This window comes from Nonomuraea ceibae, from assembly GCF_019396325.1.
Taxonomy (GTDB): domain Bacteria; phylum Actinomycetota; class Actinomycetes; order Streptosporangiales; family Streptosporangiaceae; genus Nonomuraea; species Nonomuraea ceibae.
Genome location: NZ_JAHKRO010000080.1, coordinates 1 through 22718, shown reverse-complemented (window position 1 = coordinate 22718; position 22718 = coordinate 1). Strand labels below are relative to the sequence as shown.

Below are 22718 nucleotides of genomic sequence, written 5' to 3'. Positions count from 1 at the left end.
GGGATCAGGGCCCTTCGGGGTCGACGGCGTCGCGGTCGGCCCAGAACGGTTCGACCAGTTCGCGCAGCCGCTCGGCGCCGACCCGTTCGAGCAGCGCCAGCGCGCCGACGTTGTCGGTGAGCTGCCGCATGCGGGTGACGCCGAACAGCACGGTGCAGGTGGCCGGGTGGGTGAGCGTGAACGCGACGCAGAGCTGCGCCGGGGTGGCGTCCAGGTCGGCGGCGACCTCGGCGAGCCCCTTGGCGGCGGCCATGATCTGGTCGCGGATCCCGCCGGGGTCGCGGCCGATCTCGCGGGTCGGCGTCGCCCGGCCCGCCAGGATGCCGCCCTCCATGACGTCGGACGCCTGCAGCGAGATGCCCTCGGCGAACAGCGCGGCGAACGGCTCGCCGTCGGGGATGGAGCGGCGGCACGGGCTGTACTTGAGCTGGGCGAGCTGCGGCCCCGGTGAGCCCGCCTCCAGGGCGTGGTCGCGCAGCGTGCGGACCGAGGTGGCCGACCAGTTGTTGACGCCCCAGCAGCCGACGAGCCCGGCGGCCTCCAGGTCGGCCAGGTCGGCGGCGAGCCGCCGCAGGTCGAGGTCGGCGCGCCGGATGTCGCCCAGGACGACCAGGTCGGCCCGGTCGGCGCCGACGCGGAACAGGGCGCGTTCGAGCTGGTCGCGCAGCGGCTGCTCGGGGTAGCCCTCCAGCCAGAGCTTCTCCGACAGCAGGTAGTCGTCGCGGGCGATCCCGGCGGCGCGCACGATCGCCGAGAACAGCACGTCGGTGAAGACCGGCGGGTGCCCGGGGAAGCCGTAGACGCCGACGTCGAACAGGTTGATCCCCAGGTCGACGGCGTGGCGCACGAGGGCGACCGCGTCGGCGAAATCCATCCGGTCGTAGGTGTGCCACGATCCCAGGGACAGGACGGAGGCTTCGGGGCCGCAGGTTCCGATCCTGCGGCGCGGCACGGTGGACATCTGTCTCCTCGTAGGTATGGGGGTTCGTCAGGGCAGCCACGGGTGGATGACGGCCTTGACCTGGTCGAGCCGCGACATCGACGCCAGGGCGGCGCTCGCCCCGCCGAGCCCGACCGGCTCGCTGAACAGCTCGTCCCAGGCGAAGCGCGTACGGAAGGCGCGCAGGAACTCGACGGCCCGGTAGTAGTCGCCGACGTCGCCGTTGAGCGAGCCGAGCACGGTCAGCTCCTTGCCCATGATCGTGCCGAGCGGGATCGGGTCGGGGCGCGGGCCGGTGCTGCCGACGACGACGAACCGGCCGCCCCAGGCCGCCATGTCGACGGCCTCGGCCCCGACGCCGGGCGCGCCGGCCAGGTCGAGGACGAGGTCGGCGCCCCGGCCGCCGGTGGCGTCCAGGACGGCGGCGACCCGGCTCGCCGCGTCGCCGTCGAGCCCGACGACCACGTCGGCGCCGAACCGGCGGGCCAGCTCCAGCCGGCTGCCGGGCGCGCCGACGGTGATGACGGTGCCCGCCCCGGCGGTGCGGGCGACGGCGGTGGCGATGATCCCGAGCGCGCCGGCGCCCTGCACCAGCACGCTCGATCCGGGCCGTACGCTCCCGGCCCGCTCGAAGGCGTGCAGGACGGTCTTGACGGCGCAGCCGGCCGCGGCGGCCCAGGTGTCGGCGACGTCGTCGGGCAGCACGACCTTGAGCGCGCCGGGGGTGACGTAGGCGTGCCCGGCCAGCCCCGCCGTGGCGTACGGCCAGCGGTCGGCCCGCTGGCGGAACCCGTAGCCGCGGTCCGCGCAGGCGACGGGGGCGCGCAGCACGGTGCAGCCGTAGCAGCGGCCGCAGACGGACTCCGACCAGCCGATCCGGTCGCCCGCCTTGACGGGGCGGCCGAGGGCGTCGACGGTGCCGGGACCGGCGGCCTCGACGGTGCCGGTCATCTCGTGGCCCAGCACCATCGGCAGCATGCCGGGCCAGGACATGGCGCCGCTCCACAGGTGCACGTCGGTGGCGCACAGGGTCGCGCAGGTGATCCGGACGATCGCGGCGCCCGGCTCGACCTCGCCGGGCAGCGGCAGCTCCTCGATCACCAGCGGCTCGCCGTGCGCGCGCAGCACGGCGGCACGGGTGGAGGCGGGAACGGTCATGCTCTGCTCTCCTCTTGGGTCATCTGCTGTGGGCGGTGTCCCAGACCTCGTGCCGGCTGCGCCACCACAGCAGCACCACGATCACGAGGAACGGGACGACGCCCCGGTACTGCTGGATCGCGCTCAGCGACGCCGACAGGCCCTCCAGGCAGCCGAGGACGAGGCCGCCGGCGAGCGTGAGCGGCAGGCTGCGGAAGGCGCCGACCATGGCGACGGCGAAGGCGGTGGCGATGAGGTTGCCCAGCGTGGAGAAGTCGCCGCCGAGCCTCGGCGCCACCAGGAGGATCACCAGCGTGGTGACGGCGCCGATCGCCGCCCACACGCCGACGGCGAGCCTGGGCGCCGGGATGCCGACGACCTCGGCCGTGGCGGGCCGTTCGGACAGCGCCTGCAGCCGCAGGCCGACGAGCGTGCGGTTGAGCAGCAGCCCGACGCCCACCGTGATGAGCACCGCGAACGCCAGCGACACCAGCACCGACTGGGGCACCACGACGCCGCCGACGGTGAACGCGGGCGTGTCGAACGGCGCGGGGAACCGGCGCGCTCCCGTCGTCGTGCCGCCGAACAGCCGCAGGCCGATCGCCATGACGGCCACGTACACGGCGACGGTGACGGCGGCCTTGGTGCGCTCGTCGTGGTCGCCGAACCAGCGGACGAGCACGGCGCCCAGCAGCGCCGACAGCGCCGCCCCCGCCGCGACGCCGAGCGGCAGCGCCAGCCACACGCCCAGCCCGGCGTCCATGAGCGACACCATGACGAAGGCGCCCATCGCGCCGACGGCCGCCATCGTGAAGTTGACCACGGCGACCAGCCGGTAGGTCAGCACGACGCACAGCCCCAGCAGCGCGTACACGCCGCCGCTGGTCAGCCCGGCGACCACGGAATTCAGCATCGAGCACCTCCTGGGCGGGCCTGGCCGGTCACTTCCGGCCCGGGACGATGAAGTCCTCCGGCAGCACCTGCCACTTGCGGTCCTGCACCTTGACGAACCGGCTGCCCTCGATCGGGTTGTGCGCCTCGCCGGGGCCGAAGACGTACGGGGTGCCGACCATCGGGTAGTCGATCGGCCGCATGGTCTTGAACGCCTCCGTCACCGACTCCCGGGTGATCGGGCCCTTGACCGTCTTGAGCACCTGGACGAACACGTCCGCCGCCATCACCGCGCCCTGGCTGAACGCCGTCTTCTGGATCTTGCTCCCGTCGACGACCCTGGCCCAGCGGTCGTTGCCCGGCAGCGTCTCGTCCGTGTACGGCTGCCACTCCGTCCCGGCGTAGGCGTTCATGCCCTCCGGGATGACCTCCGCGTTGGCGTCGGTGTAGCTGTTGGCGCCCATGATGAAGTCCACGTCCTGCATGCCCTGCGTCTTGGCCTGCGCGAACCACGGGCCCACCTGCGCGTTGTAGAGCACCGCCTGGCAGCCCGCGCCCTTGGCCTTGACCAGGTAGGGCGTCGGGTCGCCCTGGCCCACCGAGGTGTCCTTGACCGTGAGCGCCTTGCCGGTGAGGTCGCTCCACTCCTTGATCGCGGCGTCGATGCCGCCGCCGCTGCCGGGCAGCGTCGTGTAGAACATGCAGACCTTGTCGTGCTTGAGCGTCTCAGAGGCGTAGTAGAGCATCGCCGTCAGCAGCTTGAACGGGCCGGGGTTCACCGGGGCGATGTTCGGGCTGGTGAAGCAGGCCGGGTCGACGCCGATCGCCGGGACGGACACGATGCCGGCGTTGCTGTAGGTCGCCCGGTTGAGACCGCAGTCGACCGCGCTCGACGAGCCGACGAGCGCCACCACCTCCTCCGACTCGATGAGCTCGATCGCCGCCTCCGTCGAACGCTGCGGGTTCATCGCGTCGTCCTTGCTGATGAGCTCCAGCTTCCGGCCCCCGATGCCGCCCGCGGCGTTGACCTCGTCGAAGACCGCCTTGACCGCCTGCGGGACCTCCGGCGTCTGGAACAGGCCGGTGATGCCGTTGATCGAACCCACCTTGATCGGGCCGTCGGCCCCGCCGCCCTCCCCCGAGCAGGCGGCGGAGGCGAGAACCAGGACGGCGGCGGCCGCCGCGGCCAGATGCGAACGCTTCATGTGAGGCACATCCTTCGTCTGGAGGGGTGGGGGGTTCAGGGCACCGGCACGTCCGCGGCGCCGAGGTAGGCGGCCATCACGGCCGGATCCTCGAGGACGTCACCGGTGGGCCCCGAGGCGATGACGTGCCCGAAGTCGAGCACCGTCACCTCCTGACAAGCGGCCCGGACGAGCTCCATGTCGTGCTCGACCAGGAGGATCGACACCCCGAAGCGTCTCGGCGCCTCCACCAGGCACGCGCCGAGCTTCAGGGACTCCGCCGCCGACTGCCCGGCAGCGGGCTCGTCGAGCAGCGCCACCCTCGGCCGCGCCGCGACCGCCGCGGCCACGTCCAGCAGGCGCCGGGTCCCGACGTCCACGATCGACACCGGCACCTCGCCCGGCGGGCAGCCGAAGAACTCCAGCAGCTCGTCCGCCTCCCGCCTGGGCAGCCGCCGGCCGGCGCCGATCGTCAGATACTCGTACTGGGTGAGCTCGGGGGCGATCATCGTCGTCTGGAACGTGCGGCGCAGCCCCCGGCGGGCCCGCGCCGCCGGGGCCAGCCGGTCGATCGGCTGCCCGGCCAGCGTCACCGTGCCCTCGTAACCGGCGACGAAGCCGGTCACGGCGGCGATGAACGTCGACTTGCCCGCCCCGTTCGGCCCGATCAGCCCCACCACGGCGCCGTCGGGCACGGTCAGGTCGACCCCGTCGAGCGCCACCACCTCCCCGAACCGCACCCGCAACCCCCGCACCGCCAACCCCGCGTGGCGAGCACCCCCGGCCTGTGCGGCGTCCCCCGCTGCGGCACCCCCCTGCGCCGTGGGCACGGCCTCGCCCCCGCCTGCGGCGATCACACGAGCCTCCGGCACGGGCTCCCGGACGTGCTCCGTACGGGCGACGTCGTCCGGGAGGCCATCGCCGGTCGCCGAGCCTGCGGCGGCTGAGGCGGACCCGCCACCGACGGCACCCGCCGCGCCGGAGGCGGCACCCCCGGCGCGGGGGGTCGCCTCCGCCCCGCCCGGTGCGGCGTCCGGGCAGGCCGCCGGCGCGGGCTCCTGCACGTGTTCCGTACGGGGGGTGTCCTTCACGAGGTCGCCGGAAGGGGCGCTCGCGGTGATGGGGGCGGTGTCCGGAGCGGAGGGTTCCTTGGAGGCGAGGAGTTTGCGGGCGGCGGCTTCGCGTCTGCGGCCGCGGGTCAGGTCGGTCTGGCTGACGCCGCCGCGTAACGCCAGGATGGCGAAGAGGCCGAAGAGCATCCCGCCGAGGTCCTGGGGCAGCTTGAGCTTCTCCATGACGGTCGCCATGGCCGCGCCGAAGACGCCGCCCATGACGGCCCCTTCGGGGTGGTGCGGCCCGATGAGGATCGCCACGGCGAACAGCGCCAGCGACTGGCCCATGGCGAAGTTGCTGGAGACGACGAGCCCGAGCTGTCCGGCCATCAGCCCGCCCCCGATGCCGGCGATGAAGGAGCTGATCGCGAACGCGGTGAGCTTGCTGCGGGCGACCGAGATGCCGTGGGAGGCGGCGGCGCGTTCGGAGTGGCGCAGTTCGAGCAGCGACATGCCGAGCCGGGTCCGGTTGAACAGGGCCAGCCCGACGGCCAGCAGGGTGAAGACGAGGACGGCGAGGACGAAGTAGGCGCCGTTGGTGGCGAACAGGGAGGGCCTGGTGAGCGTCTTCAGCTCGGTGGTGCCGGGGAACTGGTTGGCGTTGAGCACGATGTCGGCCGAGACGGCGAAGCCGAAGGTGACGATGGCCAGGTTGACGCCGCGGATGCGGAGGGCGGGCAGCCCGATGGCGACGCCGACGGGGACGGCGGCGAGTCCGCCGAGCAGCAGCCAGAGCAGGAAGCCGCCGGGCGCGTCGGCGAGGTTGAGCCGGAGCACGACCCACGCGCCGATGGCGGCGAACGACATCTGGCACAGGGACATGACGCCGGCCCGTCCGACGATCACGCCGTAGCTCTGCATGATCACGGCGCTGACCACGGCGGTGATCGCGAGGTAGATCCAGTAGGGCGGCAGCAGCGCGGGCACGGCGAGGCAGGCCACCAGGGCGGCGCCGAGGCCGAGGCCGAGTGCGCGCCTGTCGACGAGGGTCATCGCGTCTCGCTCTCCGCCGCGGCGGCGACCGGCGCCGGCGGCAGGCCGAAGTAGAACTCGTGCAGCCGTTCGCTCCGGCCGCGCAGCTCGGCGCAGGGCCCGTCGTGCACCACGCGGCCCTTGCGCAGCACATAGGCGTGGGTGCCGATGTCCAGGGCGAGGTTGGCGAACTGCTCGATGAGGAGGACGGCGATGCCGAGGCCGACCAGGTCGCCGACGGCGTCCATGAGGCGGCGCACGACGACGGGGGCGAGGCCGAGGGACATCTCGTCGATGAGGACGACTTTCGGGCCGGAGACGAGGGTGCGGCCGAGCGCCAGCATCTGCTGCTCGCCCCCGGACAGGTGCCCGGCCTGCAGGCCGCGGCGGTTGCCCAGTTCGGGGAAGAGGTCGTACACCTTGCCGAGGTCGCCCCCGGCGACGAGCAGGTTCTGTTCGACGGTGAGGGTGCGGAAGACGGTGCGGGCCTGCTCGACGTAGCCGAGGCCGGCCTGGGCGCGCCGGTAGGTGGGCAGCTTGCCGATGGGCCGGCCGTCGAGTTGGACCGTTCCGGAGGTCACCGGGGCCAGCCCGGCGATGCCGTCCATGAGCGTGGTCTTGCCGGCGCCGTTGGCGCCGAGGACGACCGTGACGGCGCCGGGGGCGACGTCGAGCGAGACGTCGTGGACGACGGGGACCTCGCGGCGGTTGACGCCGACGCCGCGGAGGCTGAGGACGGGGGCGGTCATCAGAGCGCCCGCAGGGCGGCGATCACCCGGGCGTGCGCGTCGCGCGAGTCGGTCAGCTCGGTGGCGAGCAGGCCGAAGAAGCCGTGGATCAGCCCGTCGTAGCGGACGAGCTCGACGTCGACGCCGGCGTCGGCGAGGCGGCGGGCGTACTCCTCGCCCTCGTCGCGCAGCACGTCGCACTCGGCGCCCAGGACGAGGGCGCGGGGCAGCCGGGACAGGTCGGCGGCGCGCAGCGGCAGCAGGTAGGGGTCGTCGAGGTCCTTGACGTCGCGCGGGTAGGTGGTGAAGAACCACTCCATGCTGGCCCTGGACAGGAAGTAGCCGTCGGCGTAGGCGTCGTAGGAGGCGTAGCCGTCGCCGGGGTGGCCGACCACGGGCGAGACGAGGACCTGCAGGCGGATCGGGGGGCCGCCGAGGTCGCGGGCCTTGAGCGCGACGACGGCGGCCAGGTTGCCGCCGGCGCTCTCCCCGCCGACGGCCAGGCGCGCCGGGTCGGCGGCGAGGCGCTCGCCGTGCTCGTGGACCCAGCGCACGGCGGCGTAGCAGTCGTCGGCGGCGGCCGGATAGGGGTTTTCGGGGGCAAGGCGGTAGTCGACGGAGACGACGACGGCCTCCGCGCCGGCGCAGACGGCCCGGCAGGCGACCTCGTTCTCGTCGAGGCTGCCGATGGTCCAGCCGCCGCCGTGGAACCAGACGAGCGCGGGGAAGGGCCCGTCGCCCTCGGGGGTGTAGACGCGGACGGGGAGGTCGCCGGCCGGGCCCGGGATCACGGTGTCGGCGACGGCGCCCACGGGCTGCAGCCGCTCGGGCATCCGCCAGGCGCTCCGGAACCCCTCGCGCATGGCCTGAGCGTCGAACGCGACGACCGGGCCCTGGTCAGCGACGCTCATGCGGTCGATGATGGACTGCGCCTCGGGATGCAGCGGCATCGTTACCTCCGATCGCCCGGGTGCCTCGCTCAGGCACTCGAAAATCGTATCCGATTCCGTGTACGTTATTCGGAGCCGATCGGCGATGTCTAGAGCGAAGAGGAAGATGTTGCGCAACGAATCCCAGGACGAGGCCGACCTGGTGCTGACCGGGGGTCAGGTCCACACCGTCGACGCCGCCGACCGGGTCGCCGAGGCGATCGCGGTCCGGGGCGGCGCGATCGCCCGTGTCGGCACGGCCGGGGAGGTGGCCCCGCTGATCGGCCGCCGCACCCGCGTCGTCCCGCTGCGCGGCGCGTCGGTGCTGCCCGGCATCAACGACTCCCATCTGCACGGCGTGTGGCTCGGCACGATGTGGCCGTCCCTGCTCATGGACCAGCTCACCGGAGGCGGTCACGGCGACCCCCCGGCGGCGCCCGCGCGCTTGGAGACGAGCGCCGACCGGCGGGCCGCGATCCTGCGCACCGGCGCCCTGCTCGCGACGCTCGGGATCACCAGCTACACCGAGCCCGGCCTGGGCCCCGGCGAGGACGACGGGCCGAGCGGCTGCTTCGGCTCGGCGGCCCTGCGCGACTACGCGGACCTGGCCGCCGAGGGCCTGCTGACGGCGCGCGTCACCGCGTTGACGCTGTTCGGCGAGCTCGACGGCGCGAGCTCGCCCGCCGCCCTGCTGGAGGGCCTGCGCGGCTTCGCGCCGCCCGCCGCCGTGCCCGGCTGGTTCCGGGTGGCGGGGGTGAAGGTCTTCGCCGACGGCATCCCGCCGATGCGCACCGCCTGGACGGACGAGCCGTACGAGGACGGCACGTACGGGAGTCTGCTGGTCGACGGCGGCACCGACGACGAACGCGAGGCCGGGCTGGTCGCGATGATCGACGCGGCGCACGCGGCCGGGCACCAGATCGGCGTGCACGCGACGGGCAGCCGGGCGACGCGGGTCGTCACGCGCGCCCTGGCCGCCGCCCTGGCGCGCGACGGCCGGGACGCCCGCCACTATCTGATCCACGGCGACCTGCTGCACCCGGCGACGCTGAAGGCGATGGCGGCCGTCGGGATCGGGCTCAACACCCAGGCGGGCATCCCGGTCGCCACCGAGGACCTGCTGGTGGCCGCGCTGGGCCGCGAGGCGGCGGCGTACGCCTGGCCGGTGGGTGACGCGCTGGCCACCGGGGTGCCGCTCTGCCTCAGCTCGGACGCGCCCGTGCTGACGCCGGACTGGCGGGCAGGCATCGCGGCGGCGGTCACCCGGCAGGGCCCCGACGGGCGGGTGCGCGGGGCGGCGCAGCGGGTGGCGCTCGCGCGGGCGCTGCGCGCGTACACGATCACGCCGGCGTGGCAGGACGGCGCGGAGGCGTGGAAGGGGTCGCTGGAGCCCGGCAAGGTCGCCGACCTGTGCGTGCTGGACGGCGACCTGCTGCGGACCGAGCCCGGGGTGTTGCCGCAGGTCCCGGTCCGCATGACGGTGGTGGACGGCCGCGTCGTCCACGAGGTGTAGGAGCGCCGCCGCGACGCCGCCTGCCACGCCCTCGCGCCCGGCCGCCGCCCGCTCAGCGGACGTCGGCGCCCCAGGCGGCCTCCGGGTGCACGGCGTCGCGGTCGATCCAGAGCCCGGCCACGGCGGCGCGCAGCTCGTCGCCGTGCCGCTCCAGCAGGGCGAGCGCGCCGAGGTTGTCGTCGAGCTGGGCCCGCCCGCTGACCCCGACCAGCACGCTGGCCGCCGCCGGGTGGGCCAGGCAGAACGCGATGGCGAGCTGCGCGGGCGTGGCCCCGAAGGACTCGGCGACCCGGCGCAGCTCGGGGTAGGCGGCGCGAATCCGGTCGCGGATGCCGCCCGGGTCGGCGCCGATCTTGCGTTCGGGATGGAGCTTGCCGGCCAGGATGCCGCCCTCGAAGACGTCGGAGGCCTGCAGCCCGAGCCCGTCGGCGAACAGCCGCCCGTAAGGCTCGCCGTCGGGCACCGAGCGCCGGGCCACGCTGTACTTGAGCTGCGCGAACGCGGGCGACGTCAGCCCTTCGGCCAGCGCGAAGTCTCGGGCGAGTCGCAGGTCGCGGGCCGACCAGTTGTTGACCCCCCAGCAGCCGAACCGCCCGGCCCGCACCAGCTCGGACACGTCGGTCACCACGGCGCGCAGGTCGAGCTCGCCGGCGAAGTCACCGAGGACGACGAGGTCGGCATGGTCGGTGCCGATGCGGTCGAGCGCGACCTCCGCCTGCCCGGCGAAGGAGAGCACCGGGTAGTCCCACAGCCAGAGCTTGCCGCACAGCAGGTAGTCCTCCCGGGCGACGCCCGCCTCTCTGACGGCCTGGCCGAAGATCACGTCGGTGACGGCGTTCTCGGCATGCGGGCCGAAGTCGTAATGGGCCACGTCGAACAGGTTGACGCCGCGCCCGACGGCCGTGCCGATCAGCTCGGCCACCTGCTCGCGCGGCATGCGGTCCCAGGTGTTCCACGAGCCGAGGCCGAGGACCGGGACCTCCGGGCCGCCGTCGCCGAGCCTGCGCCGGGGCACCTGACCTGAGAATTCCACGCCTGCCTCCCTTGGGGGTGGGTGCGGCCCCTGGCCGCCGTCCGCTGAATCGTATAGCATTCCCCATATCCTTCTGCCGTACAAGGAGTGCACCCCCCATGTCATCTCTCAACGGCCCCGAGCGGATCGTGCAGGTGGCCACCGGCTACATGGCCGCCAAGCAGCTCTTCGCGGCGAGCGAGGCGGGCCTGTTCCGCGCCCTGGCCGCAGGGCCCGCGTCCGTCGCCGAGCTCTCGGCCGCGACCGGCCTGCCCGAGCGCACCGCCCGCGTCCTGGCCGACGCGATGGCGGGCCTCGGCCTGCTGGAGCGCGACCACGGCCGCTACTCCAACGGCCCCGCCGCCGCCCGCTACCTCGCCGGGTCGGGCGACGACGTCGACCTGGGCCCGTGGCTGACCTTCCTCGACACGATCAGCTACGGGCACTGGCTCGGCTTCGGCGAGAGCGCCCGCACCGCCAAGCCCGCCCAGCTCGACCTGGGCGGCGACCGGATGCGCGTGTTCCTGTCGGGCGTGATGACCTACAACGCGCTGCACGCCAGGATGCTCGCCGGGCACTACGACTTCTCCCGGCACGAGCGGGTGATCGACTTCGGCGGGCTGTCCGGGTCGTTCCTGGCCGAGGCGCTGCGCGCGGCCCCGGGGCTGCGGGGCGTGTTCTTCTCCGGCGGCGACCTGGCCGTGCACGCCGGCAACACGCTGGTCGCCGCCGGGGTGGGCGACCGGGCCGAGGTCGTCGACGGCGACCCGCTCGACGGCGACGTGCCCGAGGGCTTCGACCTGGTGCTGCTGGAGCACGTCGCGCACCGCTACGACGCCGCCCAGAACCTGCGCATCGCCGAGCGGGCCCGCCGGGCCGCCACGCCGGGGGCGACGCTCCTGCTGCTCGACTTCTTCCTCGACTCCGACGACCGGCAGCGGCCGCTCGACGCGCTGCACGCCGCCGAATACCTGGTCATCGACGGCACCGTCGTCTACCCGGACGACGAGGTGCGGGGCTGGCTGCGGGCTGCCGGCTGGGAGCCGGTCGAGACGCGGACCCTGCCGGGCAGCCCGCGCGTCATCGTGGCGGAGGCCCGATGAACGGCGCAGGCCCGGGGAGTGGCGCAGGTGGGGGGCGGGTGGTCGTCGTCACCGGGGCGGCCAGTGGCATCGGCCGGGCCGTCGCCGGGGCGTTCGCCGAGGCCGGGGAGCGGGTCGTGATCGCCGACGCCGACGGGGTGGCCGCCAAGGCGGCGGCCGGCGAGCTGGGCGCGCTCGCCGTGACGATGGACGTCACCGACGCCGCGTCGGTCGCCGGTGGCCTGGCCGTGGTGGCCGAGCGGCTCGGCCCGGTCGAGGTGCTCGTGAACAACGCGGGCGTGGTCGCGGGCGGCGGCCCGCTCACGGACCTGCCGCTGGAGGTGTTCGACCGGGTCGTGGCCGTCAACCTGCGCGGCACGTTCACCGTCACGCAGACCGCCGCCCGCCAGATGATCGCGGCCGGCCGGGGCGGCTGCGTCGTCAACATCAGCTCGATCGGCGCCCGCCAGCCCACGGCGGGCCTGGGCCACTACGAGGCCACCAAGGCCGGCGTCGACGCGCTGACCAGGACCGGCGCGCTGGAGCTGGCCGGGCACGGCATCCGGGTCAACGGCGTGGCCCCGGGCCCGGTGCACACGCCGATGACGGCCGGGCTGATGGCCGACCCGCAGGCCCGCGCGGCCTGGGAGGCGCGCATCCCGCTGGGCCGCATCGCCGAGACGGGCGACGTGACGCCGCTCGTGGTGTTCCTCGCCTCGCCCGCCGCCCGGCACATCACGGGCGTGGTGGTGCAGGTCGACGGCGGGCAGCTCCTGGTCTGAGAACACGCGTGCGGCGCACCGGGCCACGCGGGCCGGTGCGCCGTACGAGCGGTCAAGGTCGCACGCCGGTCAGGGCCGCACGGGCGGGTCAGAGGGACTGCGGCGACAGGTGCGCGTTGTGCAGCGCGTCGGCGGTCGCGATCTTGTGCGCGCACGCCACCCGTTCGATCTCGGCCCCGGGGGCGCCCGCGGCGATCAGGTCGAGCAGGTGCTCGTGCTCCTCGACCGAGCGGCGGGCCCGCCCCGGCACGTGGCCGAAGGACGAGCGACGCATGTGGTCGAGCCGCGCCCACTCCGCCTCCAGCAGCGCCCGCAGGTGCTCGTCGGGGCAGTGCTGGTAGATCGAGAAGTGGAACTCGCGGTTGAGCGCGGTGAACGACGGCGGGTCGAACTCCTCCAGCGCCGCCACCATCCGCGCGTTGATCTCGCGTGACTGCTTGAGGTGGGACGCCTTCATGCGCGGCGCGGAGATCGCGGTGGCGTAGCCCTCCAGCCGCGCCAGGACCTGCAGCGAGTGCTCCACCTGGGCGGAGTCGAACATGGCGACCCGCGCGCCGATGTTGCGCACGATCTCGACCAGCCCGTCGGACTGCAGCCGCCGCACGGCCTCGCGCAGCGGGATGGTGCTGACCCCGGTCTCGCGGGCGAGCTGGTCCATGACGAGCCGGTAGCCCGGCCCGTACGTGCCGTCGATGATGCGCGAGCGGAGCAGCTCATAGCTCAGCTCGGCCTTGGAGGCCCTGGCCCGCGCGGACCCCTTCGCGGAACTCACCGATGTCCCCTCACTCTCGGCCGGACGCTGGGCCACCACGGACGACCGGCGGCAGGCGGCCGGACGCCGGCGCCTGCTCCGCCGGTCGTTCTCTGCTTGATCACTGTAGGAGCACCCTCAGGACGGCGTCGCGGAACCCGGCGCCGGCGAGGGCCTGGAAGTGGTCGCCGGGAACCGTGACCGGCTCCGTGGCGCCGGCCAACTCGACGATACGCCCGATCCCGTCGCTCATCACGTCGTCTTTTCCCACCACGAACACCGGCGGGCGCTCGCCGCCCCACGCGCGGGGCTCGAACGGGGTGTCGCGCAGCCCTTCGACGCAGAGCGCCAGCCCGGCGGCGCGTTCGCCGGCGGCGCGCGCCAGGCCGGCGATCGCCGAGGTGAGCGGGTCGGCGGGCTCGCCCTCACCGGCGACGGCCCGGCGCAGGGCGGCCACGTCGACGGCCGCGAACGGCTCCACGGGGCTGAGCCCGCCGAGCACGGCGCGGCGCACGCGGCCCGGGGCCGCCTCGGGCAGCTCCCAGGCGAGCCGCGCCCCCAGCGAGTAGCCGACCACGTCGAACGCGTCGAACGCGCCCCGGGCACGAGCCGGAACCCCGGCCAGGGCCTGGTCGAGGGCGGTCACCAGGGCCGCGGCGACGGCCTTGGCGCCGGCGTCGGCGGGCGAGGCGGGGGCCGGGCTGTCACCGTGGCCGGGCAGGTCGGGCGCCACCACGACGCGCCCGGCGGCGGTCAGCGCGCCGGCGATGCCCGTCTCGGCCCAGTCGCGCCCGCCGTCGGAGCCGAAGCCGTGCACGAGCAGCACGGGCGGCGCGTCCGCGGCCCGATCGGGAGTGAACACCCGCACGGCCAGGCCGGCACGGTCCCCCATCGCTTCACACCTTTCCCCGCCAACTTTCGCATACGATATCGGATCGTAGCTTAACGGTCTCAGTTCACGATTTCGGGCACCGGGAAGTCGACCACGACCTGACCGGTGCCGCTGCTGCCGAAGTACGGGCACAGCTGCTCGCCCTTGCCCGTGTAGCGGTCCCAGCCGAGCAGGCCGAAGAGCATCGCGGTGTCGGCCATCGCGCCCTCCCCCGTGCAGCGCTCGTTGTAGTCGGGCAGCATCCTGAGGAACTCGGCGATCCTGCCCTCGGTCCACATGTCGAGCACTGACAGGTCGACCTTCCGGTTGATCTCGCTGCTCACGTCGTTGAGCAGCGACTCGGCGATCTCGTTGGGCGGGAAGGCGTGCGACAGCGAGCCGCTGGCCAGGAAGGCCACCTTGCGGTCGCTGCGCCGCACGGCACGGGCCAGGGCCTCGCCGATGCGGCGGTTCTCCTCGATCGAGGAGTAGATGTTGCAGCCGATCGGCAGCACGCGGACGGCCGGGTCGCCGTTCATGAAGTACATCGGCACCAGCGTCGCGTACTCCAGGCCGAGGTCCTTGTAGGTGTGGACGCGGGCCTTCTGGCCGCCGGCGACGATCTCCTCGCGGATCAGCTCGGCCAGCTCGGGGTCGCCGGGATAGTCGTACTCCAGGTCGTGGATGAAGTGCGGCAGCTCGTGGCTGACGTAGGAGGCGCGGTGGCGCTCCTTGCCGTTGAGGTGGAAGCCGATGCTGTTCATCCAGTGGGTGTCGGCGACGAGGAAGGTGTCGGCGCCGCGCTCGCGGGCCCGCTCGCCGACCTCGGTCAGCGCCAGCTCGGCGGGCCTGCGGATGCCGAAGTGCTCACCCGGCTGGATGGACAGCCAGATCGACGGCACATGTGTGATCTTCGCCGCCAGGACGATCTCTCCCATCACGCCCCTCCAGGTGGTACGGGTCCCGTCTCCCGGCCCAGGTGGCGGCCTCGTGGCCGCTCCGGGGCCCTGCCGGGCATGGCCAATCATGTACGAATTCAAATATCTTTGTCTATAGCTCTCCCTTGATCCCTCGGATATCATTCACGATGTCCTATATGATTTGGGAGCTGATGTGGCACACCCGCTCGGCCTGACGCCGTCCAAGATCATCGCGGTCCACCTCAACTACCGCAGCCGCGCCGCCGAACGCGGGCGCGTCCCGGCCGTCCCCTCCTACTTTCTCAAGCCGCCGTCCTCGCTGTCCTGGTCCGGTCGGCCCGTCGTCCGGCCCGCCGGGTGCGAGCTGCTCGCCTTCGAGGGCGAGATCGCGATCGTCGTCGGCGAACGCGCCCACCGCGTCCCCCGCGAGCGCGCGCTCGGCTGCGTGGCCGGCTACACCGCGGCCAACGACTTCGGCGTCCACGACTTCAAGCACGCCGACCTGGGCTCCAACCTGCGGGCGAAGGGGCAGGACGGCTACACGCCGGTCGGCCCCGCGATCCTCACCGGCGCCGACCCCGCCGCGCTGCGGCTGCGCACGTACGTGAACGGCGAGCTGGTGCAGGACGCCGGCACGGACGAGCTGCTGTTCGGCTTCGACGTGCTGATCGCCGACCTGTCGCGGTTCATGACGCTGGAGCCCGGCGACCTCGTCCTGACCGGCACCCCGGCCGGCTCCACGGTCGTGCGGCCCGGCGACGTGGTGGAGGTGGAGCTGGAGGGCGCGGGCCGGCTGCGCAACGAGGTCGTCGCCGACCCGGAGCCGCTGCCCGCCTGGGGCGCGCAGCCCCGCGCCACCGGCGAGACCCGCGCCGCCGCCTTCGGATCCGCCGCCGCCCGTACGGGAGCCCTCGACGAGGAGACCGCGGCGGCGCTGCGGTCGGTGTCGACCGCCACGCTGTCGTCGCAGCTGCGCAGGCGCGGCATCGACCACCACTTCGTCGAGGGCGTCCGCCCCACCCGGCCCGACCTGCGCATGGTCGGCGTGGCGCGGACGCTGCGCTACCTGCCGCTGCGCGAGGACGTGTTCGCCGAGATCGGCGGCGGCATGAACGCCCAGAAGCGCACCGTGGAGGAGATCCGCCCCGGCGAGGTCCTGGTGATCGAGGCGCGCGGCGACCACGGCGCGGGCACGCTGGGCGACATCCTCGCCCTGCGGGCGCTGCGCCGGGGCGCGGCCGGCGTCGTGACCGACGGCGGGCTGCGCGACAGCCCGTCCTTCGCCGCGCTGGACCTGCCCGCCTACTTCGCCGTGCCGCACGCGGCGGTGCTGGGCCGCCGCCACGTGCCGATGGACTCGCAGGTCCCGGTGGCCTGCGGCGGCGTGCTCGTCAGGCCCGGCGACGTGCTCGTGGGCGACGCCGAGGGCGTGGTCGTCATCCCGCCCGGCCTGGCGGCCGAGGTAGCGCGCGACGCCGCCCGGCAGGAGGACGAGGAGCGCTTCATCTACGAACGGGTGGCCGCGGGCGCGTCCGTCGACGGGCTCTACCCGATGAACCAAGCCTCGCGGGAGGCGTACCAGGCGTGGCGTGACGCCCGGTGACGACCGCGCGCGCAGGTCTGATCGTGCAGCAAGGAGTGATCACATGAAGTTCCGTTCGGATCCGGCGACCATCCGCGGGTCCATCGCCCCGGTGGTGACCCCGTTCACCGAGGACGGCGAGCTCGACGTCGACTCGCTGCAGGCGCTGGTGCGCTGGCAGCTCGACCGGGGCTCGCACGGCATCTCCACCGGCGGCTCCACCGGAGAGCCCGGGGCGCAGAGCGTCGAGGAGCGGATCGCCGCGATGACGGCGGTGGCCGAGGAGACCGCCGACCGCGTGCCGTTCCTGCCGGGCACCGGCTCGGCCAAGCTGGACGAGACGCTGCGCCTCACCGCCGAGGCCGAGCGGCTGGGCGCCGACGCGGCGCTCGTCATCACCCCCTACTACGCGCGCCCGACGCAGGAGGCGCTGTTCCGCTGGTACGCGACGGTGGCGGCGGAGTTCCCCGGGCTGCCGATCGTCATCTACAACGTGCCCTCGCGCACGGCGGTGGACATCGCGCCCGAGACCGTCGCCCGGCTGCGGCGCGCCCACGACAACATCGTGGGCATCAAGGAGACCACCAAGGACTTCGAGCACTTCTCCCAGGTGCTGCACCGGTGCGGGCGCGACTTCCTGATGTGGTCGGGCATCGAGCTGCTGTGCCTGCCGCTGCTGGCGATCGGCGGCGCCGGCTTCGTCAGCGCCGCGGCCAACCTCGCCCCGGCTGCCGTGGCCCGCATGTACACCGCCTACACCGAGGGCGACCACCGCACCGCCCTGGACCTGCACTACGCCCTGCATCCCCTGGTGGAGCTGCTGTTCGTGGAGACGAACCCGGCCCCGGCCAAGTGGGTGCTGGAGCGGCGCGGGCTGATCGCCTCCGGGCACGTCCGGCCGCCCCTGATCACGCCGACCGAGGCGGGCGCCGCCCGGATCGAGGAACTGCTGGCACAGAGCGAGGAAGTCGTCCGATGAACCTTGAGCACTACATCGACGGCGCGCACGTGCCGAGCGTGTCCGGCGCGACGTTCACCGCGCTGGAGCCGGCCACGAACCGGCCCTACCTGACGGTCGCCGCCGGCGGTCCCGAGGACGTCGGCGCCGCCGTGTCCGCCGCGCGCAAGGCGTTCACCGACGGGCCGTGGCCCCGGATGACGGGCGAGGAGCGGGCCGCCGTCCTGCGCGCGATCGCCGCCGCGATCGAGACGCGCGACGAGAGCATCGCCGCGCTGGAGTGCCGCGACACCGGCCTGCCGATCGCGCAGGCGCGCGGCCAGGCGCGCCGGGCGGCCCAGAACTTCCGCTTCTTCGCCGACGTGATCACCACGCTCGGCGAGGACGTCTACCGGGTCGGCTCGGCCCAGCTCAACTACGTGGTGCGCAAGCCCGTCGGGGTGGCCGGACTGATCACGCCGTGGAACACCCCGTTCATGCTGGAGACCTGGAAGCTCGCGCCCGCGCTCGCGGCGGGCTGCCCGGTCGTGCTCAAGCCCGCCGAGTGGTCCCCGCTGTCGGCCGGCCTGCTTCCGGAGATCATGGAGGAGGCCGGGCTGCCCACCGGGGTGTTCAACCTCGTGCACGGCATCGGCGAGGAGGCGGGCTCGGCGCTGGTGGCGCACCCCGACGTGCCGGTGATCTCGTTCACCGGCGAGACCGGGACGGGCCGCACCATCATGCGCTCGGCCGCCGACGGGCTGAAGACGCTGTCGATGGAGCTCGGCGGCAAGTCGCCGCTGGTGGTGTTCGACGACGCCGACCTGGACCGGGCGCTGGACGCCGCGGTCTTCGGCGTGTTCTCGCTCAACGGCGAGCGCTGTACGGCCAGCTCGCGCGTCCTGGTGCAGGACACGGTGTACGAGGAGTTCGTGACGCGGCTGGCAGCACGGGCCTCGCGCGTCCGGGTCGGATCGCCGGACGACCCCGCCACGGAGCTGGGCGCGCTCATCCACCCCGAGCACCACGCCCGGGTGATGGAGTACGTGCGGACCGGCGTGGAGGAGGGCGCCCGGCTCGTGGCGGGCGGCTCGCGGCCCGAAGCGCTGCCCGACGGCAACTTCCTGGCCGCCACGGTGTTCGCCGACGTGACCCCCGGCATGCGGATCTTCCAGGAGGAGATCTTCGGGCCGGTGGTGTGCGTCACCCCGTTCGCCACCGAGACCGAGGCGCTGGAGCTGGCCAACGCCACCCGCTACGGGCTGGCCGCGTACCTGTGGACCAACGACCTGCGCCGCACGCACCGGCTCGCGCAGGGCATCGAGGCGGGGATGCTCTGGGTCAACTCGCAGAACGTGCGCGACCTGCGTACCCCGTTCGGCGGGGTGAAGGCCAGCGGGCTGGGCCGGGAGGGCGGGCGGCACAGCATCGACGTCTACACCGAGTCGCACATCGTGCACCTGGCGACCGAGGACCTGCCCATCCCCCGCTTCGGGATCGCGGAGCCGGCCTGAGCTTCCTTCGGCCGGCGGGGAAGCGGTGCGGGCGGTGACGAGCGCCGTCCGGGTGAGGAGGGGGCGAGCTGGTAGCCCGCCCGCTCCCCGGCTTTCGACCGCGCTACGCCCGCACGTCCAGCCGGACCAGCGCACCGATCTCGACGAGCTGGTCCGGCAGGGCGAGGTCGGCCACCCCCAGGACCGTGCTCGTCGGACGGTGCTCGCCGACGTACTCGGCGTGCAGCCGCGCGGTCGTGTCGAAGTTCTCCCGCAGGTTCCTGACCAGCACGGTCGTCTCCACGATCTGGCCGCGGGTGGCGGCGAAATGCGCCAGCACCAGGTCGAGGTTGGCCAGCGTGGTCTTCATCTGCAGCTCGAAGTCACCGGCGCCGACGAACTCGCCGGCGGCGTCGTGCGAGAGCTGCCCCGAGACGTACAGCGTGTCGCCGGCCTGCAGCGCCTGGCTGTAGCCGTACGCGTCCTCCCACGGCACACCGAAGCGGAACGTTCTGGGCTTGACGGTCACGACGTACCCCCTGCCTACCGTGTGATCCGCACCCGGGGCGGGAGCACCGGAGACGCTGCGATGATCATCACGTGCCGCTGAACGCCGCCACCTCCCGGCGCATTCCTTCCGCCACGCCTTGGACCTTATGAATTGCCGTCACGTTACGTGTTCATCATGTAACAATGAGCTTCATGCCGTCCCCTCCACATGACGCGCTCGTCTCCATGTTCCGCGACCGGCCGCAACTGGCGGTGGAGATCCTGCGCGACCTCATCGGGAAACAGCTCCCCGAGACTCCTCTCGTGCGGGTGGAGCCCAACACGTTCAACACGCGGCCCTCCGACGACTTCGACGCCGACCTCGTCCTCTCCATGGGCCCGCCGCAGTCCCCGGCCCACGCCATCGTCGTCGAGATCCAGCAGGACACCTCCAAGGACCCCAGGAAGCTGGCCCGCTACGCCGCCTCGCTGTGGCTGATGATGCACTGCGACGCCACCGTCCTGGTCGTCTGCCCCAACCGGGCCACCGCCGCCCACTACATGCGTCCCGTCGACTCCGGCCTGACCGGCTACCGCCTGCACCCCTGCGTCCTCGGCCCCGACTCCATCCCCGCCATCACCGACGCCAAAGAAGCCACCGCCCACCTCGACCTCGCCACGATGTCCGTCATGGTCCACGGCCGCAACCGCAAGGTCATCGAAGCCTTCGCCACCGCCCTGGCCGACACCGCCGACGATCACGCTCCGCAGTACTATGAATACGCCTACAGCATGTCCGCGCCGGAGATTCGCCAGCTCCTGGAGGAGATCATGACGTCCACCACCTGGCCCGTCTACAGCCCCTTCGCCCGCGAACACTTCGGCCGCGGCAAGGACGAGGGACGGGAGGAAGGCCGAGAAGTCGGCCGCGAAGAGGGCAAAGCCGAAGAAGCCGCCAAGCTGGTCATCCTCGTACTCACCGCCCGAGGCTTCACCCTCCCCGACCAAACACACACCCAGATCACCACCTGCAAAGACCTCAACCAGCTGGAAACCTGGGCCACCAGAGCAGCCACCATCCAAACCCTCGACAACCTGTTCGCCTAAGGGCCTCAGAGTTCGCCACCGCCTTGCCGCAGCCCCGGACGGAGGAGATCATGACGTCCACCACCTGGCCCGTCTACAGCCCCTTCGCCCGCGAACACTTCGGCCGCGGCAAGGAAGAAGGCAAAGAGGAGGAAGCCGCCAAGCTGGTCATCCTCGTACTCACCGCCCGAGGCTTCACCCTCCCCGACCAAACACACACCCAGATCACCACCTGCAAAGACCTCAACCAGCTGGAAACCTGGGCCACCAGAGCAGCCACCATCCAAACCCTCGACGACCTGTTCGCCTGAGGTCAGAAGTGGCCGAAGTCCCCGTGCCGTCCAGCCCCGGCCCGGAACCGGGCCGCGCCTCCGGCCGCACCCGGCAGCGAGACGAGCCCGCGGCGTACCTCGTTGCGCATCGCCTCCGCCGGGGGCAGCCCGTGCTGCTCCAGCACTGACATCCGGTCCCCCCGCAGGCATTCCTGCGGGAACCGGGCGATCTCTCCCGCCAGTTCCTCGGCGTGCCGCCGTGCCGTCCCGCCCGGCACCAACCGGTTGACCAGCCCCATCTCATACGCCTCCCGCGCCGGGACGGGGCGGCCGGTGAGGATCAGGTCCATTGCCCGGCTCTGCCCGATGAGACGCGGCAGCCGTACGGTGCCGCCGTCGATGAGCGGCACGCCCCAGCGGCGGCAGAACACGCCGAACACCGCGTCCTCCTCCGCCACCCGCAGGTCGCACCAGAGGGCCAGTTCCAGCCCGCCGGCGACGGCGTGCCCGGCGACGGCGGCGATCACCGGCTTCGTCAGCCGCAGCCGCGTCGGCCCCATCGGCCCGTCGCCGTCCTCCCCGACGTGGTTGTCCAGCGCCTTGAGATCGGCGCCCGAGCAGAACGTGCCGCCCTCCCCCCACAGCACGGCCACGGCGGCGTCGGACGCGTCGAACTCCCGGAACGCATCGGCCAGCGCGGCGGCGGTCTTGCCGTCGACGGCGTTGCGTACGCCGGGCCTGCTGAGCACGACGGTGGTGACGGGGCCGTCGCGCTCCACTCGTACGGTCATGGGTGCCTCCCTGGATCCCTCGCCACGCCTCACGCTACGGCGGAAGCCGACGCCATACCAGGCCGATTCGTCCCTACAGAAGGGCACCCAGTTGCCGAATCACCTGGCCGTGGCCGATCAGGCGGGCTTGTCCAGCAGGATTGGCTTGAGCTGGCGGAAGAATTCGGTCGCATCCGCCAGGGAGTCGCGGCCCGGCGCACCTTCCATAATGTTGATGCTGAGAAGGCGTTTGTGGTCAGGCGTCCATCCGTAGACGAACGCGATCGTCTGATCCTGTTCGTTCTTCCGTCTAGCCGCGAAGCCCGGTCCCAATCCGCCAGGCAGGTCCTTCCCCTGAGCGGACACCTTGGTGTTCTCCAGCCCTTCCGGGCTGGTGGGAGACGGTTCGAAGACTTCAATCATGAGTCCTTGGTCGTCTTCCTGGTCCGGTTTCTCACTCACGGTGCAGGATTCGAAGCGCCGCCCCATGTCCATCTTCGTGCCAAAAGCCTTGTAGTCGTCCAACCCCGTAGCGATCTGGATGGCGTTCGCCGAGATCAGGTCACATTCCAGAGGTGCCTGGGTGACGTTCCCCAGCGGCCGGGTGTCCGGTGGCGGTTCAGAAGACGTACATGCCGCGAGCAAGGAAAGAGGGGCAACAGCGAGTGCAATCGATCGCTTTATTCTCATGAGCCGCTCTTGGAGTAGTATTTCTTCGCACTCTCGAACCCGGTCTCGATGGCTGTGTCCGGTGCACCGAAGACGCGGCCGGTCTCGTTCAAGGACAGCCAGTCTTTGTAAGACCTACGCTCATCTGAGTCCATATCCGACCATGGCTTGATTTTCCGTCGACCATGAAATGGCCTGCCGCGCCAGGGGAAAAGTCCTTGTGACTGTACGGGTGGGTCTTGGCCTGGGCGGCCGGGTCACCGAAAAGCCCATGGCGCATCATCGTAGCTGCCGTAAGGTCGGCGAACATATGCTTGGCCAAGCCGGTTGCGGTATCTGCATCCTCCCGCGCCTGTTCTTCGCGGCTGGACCCGATCTTTCCGAAAATCGTGGCCTTTGCCTCGTCCACCAGGAGACCGACAAACTTGCCTTGGGGACCTGGCGCCAGGCCGACGACCTTTTCGGCCATTGAGCCATTTCCATCCTGAAGCGCCAGGTCACAAGCATGTTGCAGGCTCTCGATCTTGACCTACAAGCAGAGAAGCCCCTGGTAGATGCGTTGTCGACCAAGAGCAACAGCATCCCCAGGAGCTTCG

General features: G+C 72.5%; 23 protein-coding genes. 8 read left to right on the top strand and 15 right to left on the bottom strand.

What is annotated here, in order from left to right; translation table 11 throughout:
• Positions 1-4: 4 nt before the first annotated feature.
• Genes KME80_RS34980 through lipP1 form a run of 7 tightly spaced genes read right to left on the bottom strand, consistent with a single transcriptional unit; the run spans position 5 to position 7914 of the window.
• On the bottom strand, positions 5-961 hold the full coding sequence (locus KME80_RS34980) for an aldo/keto reductase (protein ID WP_219511091.1): 957 nt from the start codon (positions 959-961) through the stop codon (positions 5-7).
• Between the two features lie 27 nt (positions 962-988).
• Positions 989-2098: a zinc-binding dehydrogenase gene (locus KME80_RS34975; protein WP_219511089.1), complete on the bottom strand. Its 1110-nt coding sequence runs from the start codon at positions 2096-2098 to the stop codon at positions 989-991.
• Positions 2099-2117: 19 nt separating this feature from the next.
• Positions 2118-2990 (bottom strand): branched-chain amino acid ABC transporter permease, encoded by an 873-nt coding sequence (locus KME80_RS34970; protein WP_219511087.1) that lies wholly within the window; start codon positions 2988-2990, stop codon positions 2118-2120.
• A gap of 28 nt (positions 2991-3018) precedes the next feature.
• A complete protein-coding gene (locus tag KME80_RS34965; protein WP_219511085.1) occupies positions 3019-4173 on the bottom strand; it encodes an ABC transporter substrate-binding protein in 1155 nt (384 codons plus the stop codon).
• 35 nt (positions 4174-4208) lie between these two features.
• Complete coding sequence (locus KME80_RS50940) at positions 4209-6257, bottom strand: ABC transporter permease subunit (RefSeq protein WP_246646273.1); 2049 nt, start codon at positions 6255-6257, stop codon at positions 4209-4211.
• Positions 6254-6985 (bottom strand): ABC transporter ATP-binding protein, encoded by a 732-nt coding sequence (locus KME80_RS34950; protein WP_219511084.1) that lies wholly within the window; start codon positions 6983-6985, stop codon positions 6254-6256. The genes KME80_RS50940 and KME80_RS34950 overlap by 4 nt, the downstream gene beginning before the upstream one ends.
• Complete coding sequence (gene lipP1, locus KME80_RS34945) at positions 6985-7914, bottom strand: LipP1 family hormone-sensitive lipase (RefSeq protein WP_219511082.1); 930 nt, start codon at positions 7912-7914, stop codon at positions 6985-6987. Before lipP1 ends, KME80_RS34950 begins: the two co-directional genes overlap by 1 nt.
• 106 nt (positions 7915-8020) lie before the next feature.
• Between lipP1 and KME80_RS34940 the strand changes: the two genes are divergently transcribed.
• Positions 8021-9406: an amidohydrolase gene (locus KME80_RS34940; protein ID WP_219511079.1), complete on the top strand. Its 1386-nt coding sequence runs from the start codon at positions 8021-8023 to the stop codon at positions 9404-9406.
• A 52-nt stretch (positions 9407-9458) separates the two neighbouring features.
• Here KME80_RS34940 and KME80_RS34935 read toward each other — a convergent pair whose 3' ends face one another.
• A complete protein-coding gene (locus tag KME80_RS34935) occupies positions 9459-10439 on the bottom strand; it encodes an aldo/keto reductase (protein ID WP_219511078.1) in 981 nt (326 codons plus the stop codon).
• Between the two features lie 98 nt (positions 10440-10537).
• Between KME80_RS34935 and KME80_RS34930 the strand changes: the two genes are divergently transcribed.
• Complete coding sequence (locus KME80_RS34930) at positions 10538-11521, top strand: methyltransferase (RefSeq protein WP_219511077.1); 984 nt, start codon at positions 10538-10540, stop codon at positions 11519-11521.
• Between the two features lie 38 nt (positions 11522-11559).
• A complete protein-coding gene (locus KME80_RS34925) occupies positions 11560-12282 on the top strand; it encodes an SDR family NAD(P)-dependent oxidoreductase (protein ID WP_308126049.1) in 723 nt (240 codons plus the stop codon).
• Between the two features lie 88 nt (positions 12283-12370).
• Here KME80_RS34925 and KME80_RS34920 read toward each other — a convergent pair whose 3' ends face one another.
• The 3 genes from KME80_RS34920 to hpaD form a co-directional block, all read right to left on the bottom strand.
• On the bottom strand, positions 12371-13054 hold the full coding sequence (locus tag KME80_RS34920; RefSeq protein WP_219511072.1) for a GntR family transcriptional regulator: 684 nt from the start codon (positions 13052-13054) through the stop codon (positions 12371-12373).
• Positions 13055-13154: 100 nt separating this feature from the next.
• Complete coding sequence (locus tag KME80_RS34915) at positions 13155-13925, bottom strand: alpha/beta fold hydrolase (protein WP_219511070.1); 771 nt, start codon at positions 13923-13925, stop codon at positions 13155-13157.
• 59 nt (positions 13926-13984) lie between these two features.
• Positions 13985-14842, bottom strand: a complete 858-nt coding sequence (hpaD, locus tag KME80_RS34910) for a 3,4-dihydroxyphenylacetate 2,3-dioxygenase (protein ID WP_219511068.1) — start codon at positions 14840-14842, stop codon at positions 13985-13987.
• Between the two features lie 175 nt (positions 14843-15017).
• Here hpaD and KME80_RS34905 point away from each other — a divergent pair, with 175 nt between their 5' ends.
• The 3 genes from KME80_RS34905 to hpaE are packed head-to-tail and all read left to right on the top strand — an operon-like array spanning position 15018 to position 18857.
• A complete protein-coding gene (locus tag KME80_RS34905; protein WP_219511067.1) occupies positions 15018-16427 on the top strand; it encodes a fumarylacetoacetate hydrolase family protein in 1410 nt (469 codons plus the stop codon).
• 43 nt (positions 16428-16470) lie between these two features.
• Complete coding sequence (gene dapA, locus KME80_RS34900; RefSeq protein ID WP_219511065.1) at positions 16471-17385, top strand: 4-hydroxy-tetrahydrodipicolinate synthase; 915 nt, start codon at positions 16471-16473, stop codon at positions 17383-17385.
• Positions 17382-18857 (top strand): 5-carboxymethyl-2-hydroxymuconate semialdehyde dehydrogenase, encoded by a 1476-nt coding sequence (gene hpaE, locus KME80_RS34895; protein WP_219511064.1) that lies wholly within the window; start codon positions 17382-17384, stop codon positions 18855-18857. The genes dapA and hpaE overlap by 4 nt, the downstream gene beginning before the upstream one ends.
• Before the next feature lie 103 nt (positions 18858-18960).
• Here the strand turns inward: hpaE and KME80_RS34890 are convergent, their stop codons facing one another.
• Positions 18961-19365 carry a RidA family protein gene (locus KME80_RS34890; protein WP_219511062.1) on the bottom strand — a complete coding sequence of 135 codons (405 nt, stop codon included), beginning with the start codon at positions 19363-19365 and terminating at the stop codon, positions 18961-18963.
• A gap of 173 nt (positions 19366-19538) precedes the next feature.
• Between KME80_RS34890 and KME80_RS34885 the strand changes: the two genes are divergently transcribed.
• Both KME80_RS34885 and KME80_RS34880 read left to right on the top strand, forming a co-directional pair.
• The gene (locus KME80_RS34885) at positions 19539-20432 is read left to right on the top strand and encodes a hypothetical protein (protein ID WP_246646271.1); all 894 of its coding nucleotides are present in this window, start codon (positions 19539-19541) and stop codon (positions 20430-20432) included.
• Between the two features lie 50 nt (positions 20433-20482).
• A complete protein-coding gene (locus KME80_RS34880; RefSeq protein ID WP_219511059.1) occupies positions 20483-20722 on the top strand; it encodes a hypothetical protein in 240 nt (79 codons plus the stop codon).
• Positions 20723-20724: 2 nt separating this feature from the next.
• On the opposite strand, the gene KME80_RS34875 is transcribed toward KME80_RS34880, so the two are convergent.
• From KME80_RS34875 to KME80_RS34865, 3 genes are all read right to left on the bottom strand, one after another.
• Positions 20725-21474 carry a crotonase/enoyl-CoA hydratase family protein gene (locus tag KME80_RS34875; RefSeq protein ID WP_219511056.1) on the bottom strand — a complete coding sequence of 250 codons (750 nt, stop codon included), beginning with the start codon at positions 21472-21474 and terminating at the stop codon, positions 20725-20727.
• 117 nt (positions 21475-21591) lie between these two features.
• Positions 21592-22143, bottom strand: a complete 552-nt coding sequence (locus KME80_RS34870) for a hypothetical protein (RefSeq protein WP_219511054.1) — start codon at positions 22141-22143, stop codon at positions 21592-21594.
• Positions 22144-22231: 88 nt separating this feature from the next.
• On the bottom strand, positions 22232-22591 hold the full coding sequence (locus KME80_RS34865) for a hypothetical protein (RefSeq protein ID WP_219511052.1): 360 nt from the start codon (positions 22589-22591) through the stop codon (positions 22232-22234).
• Positions 22592-22718: the final 127 nt, after the last annotated feature.